Raw genomic sequence first — 8,238 nt, forward strand, 5'->3', positions numbered from 1 at the left:
GGAAAGTGTATCCACATAATGTTGACTTGAACCGAACGAACTGGGAAACCTCCACTTTTTTACAGTCCGCGAGGCAGATCCACTATATTCAGTGTTTGATATTACGGGCTTTCGAAATTTAGGATTAGATCAATTTATAAATTTATTATGCGAGTCTTATAATATTGTGAAGCCGTTAAAGGTACTGAATGCGGCGGATTTTGGGGTACCGCAAAATAGAGAAAGACTATTTGTTCTAGGATCGCGAAAGGATATTGATTGTAAATTAGAATATCCTCAACCAACTCATATTTCTCCTAAAAGCGCAACTTATAAATATGATCCGGTAAATAAAAATCATTCAAGCAGAGATGAAGTAGGGGGAATGAGATATTGTCCGACCGTTGCAGATGCTATTGGCGATCTGCCCAATCCTGAATTATTTAAAGAACTTATTGAGCAAGACAGTATTCCATATACAAATAATGTTAAATACATATCAGAATTTGCGAAGATAATGAGAGGGCAGACAGTTGTCTTGGACGATTATTCAACAATTCCACCAAATTGGGATAGTCGGATAATTACAAATTTTAAAAGGACTAAACACGATGATCGAATTAAAAAGGAATTTCAAGTTCTTAAGGAAGGCGAAGCTCATCATAGTCGAAGAAGAAAACTAAGTGCAAAGGGATTATCTCCTACTATTCGAGCCGGTACAAAAAGCGATAAGGGATCATACACAGCATTGAGACCAATTCATTATGAACAACCTAGAGTTATAACTGTTCGCGAAGCGGCAAGATTAATGAGTTTTCCCGATTGGATGTATTTTCACCATACGAAATGGCACGGATTTAGGTTAGTCGGAAACGCCGTTCCTCCGTTGTTAGCGAAAGCGGTTGCCTTACAAGTACGCCGAGAAATTCTGAAAATAAAGGAATTGGAAGTGACGCAAAATGCAAAAGCATAGGATAAAACTCCCGATATCTGAAAAGCTTTTTTGGACAATGGGTAATCAAAATCTTAATATGGGAAGAGCGATCGCCGAATTTGTAGACAATTCTTACGATGCCAGACTGGGATCGACAACTGTCTATGTCGAGATTCAGGAAGAGAGTATACAGATAAAAGACACCTCTAGCGGTATGGACCTTAATGAATTAAAAGAGGCGTTAATTCCCGCAGAAAGTCGAGAAAGAATCGATTCCGTAGGCGGGTATGGATTCGGATTGAAAACAGCTTCCGCATTTTTAGGAGATTGTCTTGAAATTTTAACGACAACATCCGACATGAAGGTTGCTTTATACTTAAGGATAGAAAACCCGTTCAATAGCCAAACTGACATTTCTCAATATAAATTTAACGGCAATTGGGAGATAGATGTAATTGAGGTGCCGAAAACGTTTCCTCATGGGACTCTAATTACAAATTCGAATCTTAGACGTCCTCGCCATAAAAATGACTTAGAGAATGTAAAAGCCCATTTTTCAAAAACTTTCTCGAAATTTTTAGAAAGAGGGGAGTTCTCCTTAATAATTAATGGCGAACCAGTGGAGCCCTATAAGTTCGATGTATATTGTAAGCGAGATTTTAAATTTGTCGTTCCCAATAAATACGGAGAAGATTGCGAAGTAGAGGGTTGGGTTGGAGTTTCAAAATCGCTATTTAAATCAACCACAGCGGAAACGAATAACGGGTACCATCTTTATTTAAACGGAAGATTACTAGACTATAATCGATGGATCGGTCTAGATCGACACCCTGAAATGAGGTTATTAGTTGGGGAAATTTACTTAAAGGGTTTTAAATCGAATATAACCAAAACCGAGATTATAAGCGATTCTTATGAATACCTAATGTTTGAAGAGCAGTTTAAAGATTGGTTGAAGGAAAAGGGCATTAGAAAGTGGATAGATGAAAAAACTAAAGAATGGACCCAAAAGCGAAAAAAAGCGATTCGAGCAATAAAAAGGTTATAGAGGATAAAGGGATGGGTCCTTATGATAAGGAGCAAGAACAACCACTTGATAACTCTAATAAACCGGAAAATTACATCGATTCGAAAGTCAAGCAACAAGGTGATAAAAGTAAACAAAACGCAGTAAATGAAAGTCCTGAAGGTAATGGGGGGGAAATTTATGCTCAAACGAATCCCCTATCGAACGGTACGAATCAAGCAACGATCAAAGTTATCAGAAACGGAAGAAATCATATTGAAAAAATGGATTTAGACGTTAAAAAAGCGAAATGGACTGTTATTTTTGAAAAAAACGGCAGGTTCAATCAGTTTTGCGATATTAATCATCATGATAGAGAAATGACCCTTGATTCGAATCATACTTTTTGTCAAAGATATTTGGATTATGTTAGAAATAACGGGCAGAACTCGTCAAAACAAGTATTGTATATTTTATTTGCAATATTTGACGACGATTCGCTCCGCAAAATCGGTCATACTCTTGTCGAAAAATTGAACGATATAATATTTTTTAGAGGCGAACGATGACAACAGTATATGTTTTTGGTGCGGGAGCTTCTCGACCGGAAGGAGCTCCGCTAATTTCAGATTTTATTGAAAAAGCTTACGAAAAACTGGGTAAAGATTCATCCGAAAAAATAGTTAGCATATGGAAATTCCTTTGCGATTATTTCGGAAAAGATCCGAAAAATAGCAAGGAAGCGGGCGAAAATTACCCTACAATTGACGAGATTGTTACGATCGTTGACTATGCTATTTCTAACAATATTAACTTGAGTTCGTATCATACGTTGTCCAAACTTATGGAAGTTAAAAAAGGGCTAGTGAACTTGATCTCTTCAACTATAACCCAAAGTATAGTTAGTAACGATATTCATAAAAAATTCATTAGGGAATTGAAAAAGAAAAAGGGGCCCATCTATCTCGTTTCTTTAAACTACGATACTTTATTAGACGAAGCAATAACCGGTTGTTATAAGAATCCAAAAGGTCGAGTAATTAACTACGGTTTCAATTCCGTAATAACTTCCAATCCGAGGTTTAATTTATTTAAAATTCACGGGTCGTTAAACTGGTCGTTATGTCCTTTTTGCCAAAATATACGTGTGTACAATAAGCCGATAGCGCATCGGCTTTATGAAGAATATGATATTTGCGGGACATGTAGCAATTCATATTCCGAGCCGGTGATGATTACTCCAACTCTTTTAAAATCTTATAATATTCAAAGGCTGAATAATGTTTGGTTAGCGGCATCGGAAGCCTTAGCCCAAGCTCATCGAATTGTTTTTATCGGTTATTCATTGGCCCTATCCGATTATCCAATTGTTAATTTAATTAAAAACGCTATAAGTCAAAAAAACATATTGAGAGAGATTGTGATTGTAGGTGTCAGGTCGGATAGAGAACAGTTAGGTAAAAGATATTGCAAGATTTTTAGTAAGAATATCACAATTGCTTTCGACGATAGCGGCTTTACGGGGCAAACTCACTGGGATACGCAATTACCCAGAGATATTATTAGATAGGTTGTCTAACGAAGTTATTGTAATAATTAAGAAGAGCCGATTAAGGCTTTTTTTATTAATTGTTTATATTTATTAGTTTAGTTTATAAGAGAGGTAAAAACATTGAGTATTAATCATCTACTGGAAGAAAAACTATTTCTAATGTACGGACAAATAACAAACGAAATTAATGTAATCCAAAAAAGTCATAAGTCTCTTGAAGATAAAAGACACCTGATGAAACAATTACGGCAAGAGCATGAAAAAAGTTTAAGGCATTACAATAAATTAGCGGTCGATTTCTCTAAGTCCTTTTTGGAGAAATATCAATTAAGCGATTATGTAATTGAAGCCAGAGTCGGGAGTCCTACTCCTTATGGAAACCAACCCAAAGGTTATCTATGGTCGGGAATTTCGATTGAAAAGGATAAATCGTATTCTTTTCAATACTCCTGGGTTTTTCAAAAAGAGCTTCTTGAAGTGACATTTTGTTTTGGTTCCGGGGGATCTTCTTCAGGAAATATCGATCAGGAAAAAAAACTAGAAAAAGAAAATAGGATGCGAGTATTAGAGCGAAAATTCTTTGAAATTCTTTCAGATGAAAATTTTCGTAACATCGTCGAACTTTTAATAGAAAGAGAAGGCTTCGTTTTGACTACCGAATGGTTGAATAAAACACCACACGGGTCGACTAATATTGACGATTTTTTGAAAAAACTTCAAGAAAAAACGGGAGCGAAAAGCGGTATAACGCGATTTTTTAGTAAGGAGGAGTTGCTTGGCAAAGGATTTAACCTTGAAGAAAGGATATATAAATATTTTGAGCTTTTTCGTCCGATTTGGACTCGATTACATAATGAAAACCTAAATGAAATAAAAGAAATTGGAATTGAGGAAACAATTCTAGATGACTCGGATGTAAAGATAATTATTAACGATATTAAATCATATATTCAACAACAAGGCTTCGCTTATCCTAAAAATCTTATCGCGAACTTCTACCTCTCCCTCAAATCCAAGCCCTTCGTCATCCTTGCCGGCATATCAGGTACGGGGAAAACGAAGTTGGTGAAACTGTTTGCGGAAGCGATCGGAGCGACGGAGGCGAATAAGCAGTTTACGCTAATTCCCGTGAGACCGGATTGGAGCGATCCGACGGATTTGATTGGATACCAGGATCTTTCGGGTGTGTTTCGTCCGGGAGAGCTGACGAAAGTTCTAGTTGAAGCATCGAAACGAGAGAATCGGCACAAGCCTTACTTCATCTGTTTAGATGAAATGAATTTGGCGAGGGTGGAGCATTATTTTAGCGATGTATTGAGTTTATTGGAAACGCAGCAGTGGAAAGATGGCCGGATCGTAACCGACACGATTGTACCGAAAGAGATGCTACATACAAGCGGAAACGAAGAGCGTACGGCCGATTTATTCATACCGGACAATGTATTTATCGTCGGAACCGTCAATATGGACGAGACCACCCATCCATTTAGTAAAAAAGTGCTGGACCGTGCCAACACGATCGAATTTAACTACATTAATCTGCAGGATTTCCCTGAGATTGAGACCGATGAGGGAACTATAGAACACGGCACAGCATCTTCACCCTTCTTACGGAGCGATTATTTGCAATTAATGGATGCGTATGCGGAACATTCCGAGCTTATTAAGAAGACAACCGAAAAACTGGTTCGAATCAACCAGATGTTAGAAGAAATTCATGCTCATGTCGGTTTTCGGGTCCGGGATGCGATTTGCTTTTATATGATTTATAATCAGCGGTTTGAACTGATGACAGAAGAGCAGGCATTCGATCTGCAACTATTGCAGAAAGTGTTGCCGAGAATCCAAGGAAGCAGTCAATCGGTCAAACGTTTGATCATTGAACTCATGCTATTTTGCACGAATCAGAAAGGGAAAATGGAAGAGTTGCTAAATGACGCCTCTCAACTATATGATCCTTGGCGGCGTTCTGGGGAAGAAACGAAAGCGCTCTATCCGCAAAGTGCGCGAAAATTGGCTTACATGCTACGGAGGTTAGAGGAAGATGGATTCACCTCATTCTGGCTCTCTTAATCAACCGGTGGAACTGTTACGAATTGAGACGAATCTCTTTGACCTGTATATGGAGGGAAAGCCGTTTCACCCCACGGTAGAAACGTTGCAATTGCATCGTCATGATGAGGAGTGGGTGGAAGCTTCGTTAGAGGTCGCTACCCATTCCTCGTTGTTGCAATTTCACTCCGTCCAGGTGTATTCGCCGAAATACGGAGCGTTGGTCGATGCTTTGCAGGAAACGGTGTATCCTTGCTTTTACGAAACGCAAAATTATGAACTTGTCATTCATAAGAAAACGGAAGATCAGCTTTATTTTCATCATGAGAACATTCATCTGCGCCAAGCGATCGGGCAGAAAGGGAACGAGATTCTATCTGGCATTCTAAATTTCAAAAATGAGGTTGGCTACACCGATCTGGAAGTGAAGGTCAATGGCGGAGCGGGACTTCAGCTTCGGCTTGAAATTTTCCCCTCGAAATTAGATTACAAACGGGATTACCAAGCGATCCTGGAAGATGTGAACCGGCAAATATATAATCTGTCGTTTGATTTTTTGCGGAAAACTTATCATTTCACGGGGCTGAAAGAAACGCAAAACCCGAGTTTAACAGAGTTCTTCACGATCTCACAGCATGTATTTCAACAACTTGTCGGTGCGATTGAACGAATTAAGGATGCTCCGCATCATCGGCTTTATCAGGAACAGAAACTTATGGATGCTGCAAAAGTAAAGCGAGCAGGCAAGGAAAACATCGCCTTCCTAGCACGTCATCCGCATTTTCTTGAAAAGGATGCAAAGCATGGCGTTGTGGAGGTAGGCGGGCAACGCTATCGACCGACGAAATTATTGGAAACGAAGCGGAAGCTCGATTTCGATACAGGGGAAAATCGTTTTCTTCGATGGGTGCTGGAACGAATCGATAGCAAACTGAAGCAGCTCCGTTCGCGGATCGCTCTGAAAGATCGAAAACCCGATCCGCTTCTCATCGAAAAAATCCAGCGCATGCAAACGCAAATTCAACGCTTGTTGCAATTTGATTTTCTCCGGGATACGGGGCCATTAAGACAGATTTCCGTTTCGCTAGTACTGCAAATGGCACCGGGATATCGCGATGTTTATCGGATCTACTTGATGTTAATGAAAGGGCTTTCGATTCAAAGCGATCTGTTTCATTTGTCGATGAAGGATTTAGCTCAGTTGTACGAGTATTGGTGTTTTCTCAAAATTCATGATCTATTAAGCAAAAAGTATAAGTTAATCAAACAAGATGTCATCCGGGTCAATCGAAACGGGTTATTCGTTACTTTGGATCGGAAGCAATCGGCGGCGGTGCAGTACGAAAACCCGCGCAACGGCGAGCGTTTCACATTGTATTATAATTCCTTGCCAGCCGAGGACCGCCAGTGGCCGACCTTATCGCAGAGACCGGATAATGTGTTGACTTTACATAAGCATGATGTCGATCAAAAGCAGCAGATATATAAATATGTGTTCGATGCAAAATACCGCCTCAACCCTGCTTACGAAGGTACGCCCTATCATAGAACTTACGGATTACCTGGGCCGGAGGAAGAAGACATAAACACGATGCATCGTTACCGAGATGCCATTGTCTACCAAGAGGCGGGTACGAACCAGTACGAACGCAGCATGTTCGGGGCATATGTGCTTTTCCCGTATGCGAATGAGGAACAATTCCAACAGCATCGGTTTTATAAAAGTATCGAGTTGATAAACATTGGCGCATTTCCGTTCTTGCCGAATGCGACGAGCCTCATGGAAAAATTCTTAGACGAGCTCATCCAAGATAGTCCGGAAAAAGCATACGAGCGTTCAACGCAGCCGCGCGGCACGAAACAATATTACGAAAATAAACTCGGCGGAAAAAATGTATTGGTAGGTTCGTTGAAGCATCACTCGCAATTAGAGGTAGTCATTGAACATAAATTCTATCACATGCCGCTAGCGAATATAACGGATCATTCCATCTTGACGCAGCTAGAGTATATTGCAATTTATCAATCGAAAAATCTGTTTGCTTCGGGACAACAGGGTGTTTTCTTGTATGGGAAAATTTCTGGTTGGGAGGTCATACCACGTGGGCAGATCAAGGAACGTCCTGTCCGTAAGGGTACCGAAAACAAGCTCTATGTCAAATTTACGGTTGAACAATGGGAGACAAGACCAACCCCGATTCTATCCGGCGGACTCGGAGTGCGAACCTGCCTTTTTACCACGAAATACATGTTCGATCGCGCCATCGAGATTGCCGAACTGAAACTGGACACGGAAGAGCAGCTTAGAGAGTGGCGGGAGAAGAGACGCGTGGGACGGGTGAAGGTGGAGCTTGATCATGAGCATGTGGATGTGGCAGGGAAGGTGTTGGGGGTGAGGGTGGAGGAGTGAATGCTGTTTTTTGATATCCAAAACTTTCAAATATTTTAACTTTGGGTGCGTGTAACATCTTTACAAGTAATTATTCCAAATGGATAAATAGGTTGGGAATAAGAATATTTTATTATGGAGTTATACTATGAAAAAGATTTTGAAAAAATTACGTAATAATTTTAATAAAGAGAAAAAACAAATAAACCTAAATTTCGAAAGTACCGTTCATTGAAAACATAAAAAAGTGCCCAAATCTTTGGTAGAATGGTGTTTGTCGAGAACACTACACCCAAAGAGAGGAGCACCTTTTAGGTGAAGTCTAC

At 39.8% G+C, this 8,238-nt stretch carries 6 protein-coding genes; all 6 read left to right on the forward strand.

The annotated features are described in order from the left end of the window. Positions 1-91 precede the first annotated feature (91 nt). The 6 genes from LQ229_RS26520 to LQ229_RS26545 all read left to right on the forward strand — a co-directional run bounded on the left by LQ229_RS26520 (position 92) and on the right by LQ229_RS26545 (position 7,933). Positions 92-952 carry a DNA cytosine methyltransferase gene (locus LQ229_RS26520; RefSeq protein ID WP_230193370.1) on the forward strand — a complete coding sequence of 287 codons (861 nt, stop codon included), beginning with the start codon at positions 92-94 and terminating at the stop codon, positions 950-952. After that, positions 939-1,961: an ATP-binding protein gene (locus LQ229_RS26525; protein ID WP_230193371.1), complete on the forward strand. Its 1,023-nt coding sequence runs from the start codon at positions 939-941 to the stop codon at positions 1,959-1,961. The genes LQ229_RS26520 and LQ229_RS26525 overlap by 14 nt, the downstream gene beginning before the upstream one ends. Beyond that, positions 1,913-2,488 (forward strand): hypothetical protein, encoded by a 576-nt coding sequence (locus LQ229_RS26530; protein WP_230193372.1) that lies wholly within the window; start codon positions 1,913-1,915, stop codon positions 2,486-2,488. The genes LQ229_RS26525 and LQ229_RS26530 overlap by 49 nt, the downstream gene beginning before the upstream one ends. Continuing rightward, a complete protein-coding gene (locus LQ229_RS26535; RefSeq protein ID WP_230193373.1) occupies positions 2,485-3,489 on the forward strand; it encodes an SIR2 family protein in 1,005 nt (334 codons plus the stop codon). The genes LQ229_RS26530 and LQ229_RS26535 overlap by 4 nt, the downstream gene beginning before the upstream one ends. A 102-nt stretch (positions 3,490-3,591) precedes the next feature. Then, complete coding sequence (locus LQ229_RS26540) at positions 3,592-5,544, forward strand: AAA family ATPase (RefSeq protein WP_230193374.1); 1,953 nt, start codon at positions 3,592-3,594, stop codon at positions 5,542-5,544. A gap of 49 nt (positions 5,545-5,593) precedes the next feature. Continuing rightward, the gene (locus tag LQ229_RS26545) at positions 5,594-7,933 is read left to right on the forward strand and encodes a restriction endonuclease-like protein (protein ID WP_356712176.1); all 2,340 of its coding nucleotides are present in this window, start codon (positions 5,594-5,596) and stop codon (positions 7,931-7,933) included. Positions 7,934-8,238: the final 305 nt, after the last annotated feature.

It is taken from the genome of Paenibacillus sp. CECT 9249, assembly GCF_918697855.1.
Lineage (GTDB): Bacteria > Bacillota > Bacilli > Paenibacillales > Paenibacillaceae > MSJ-34.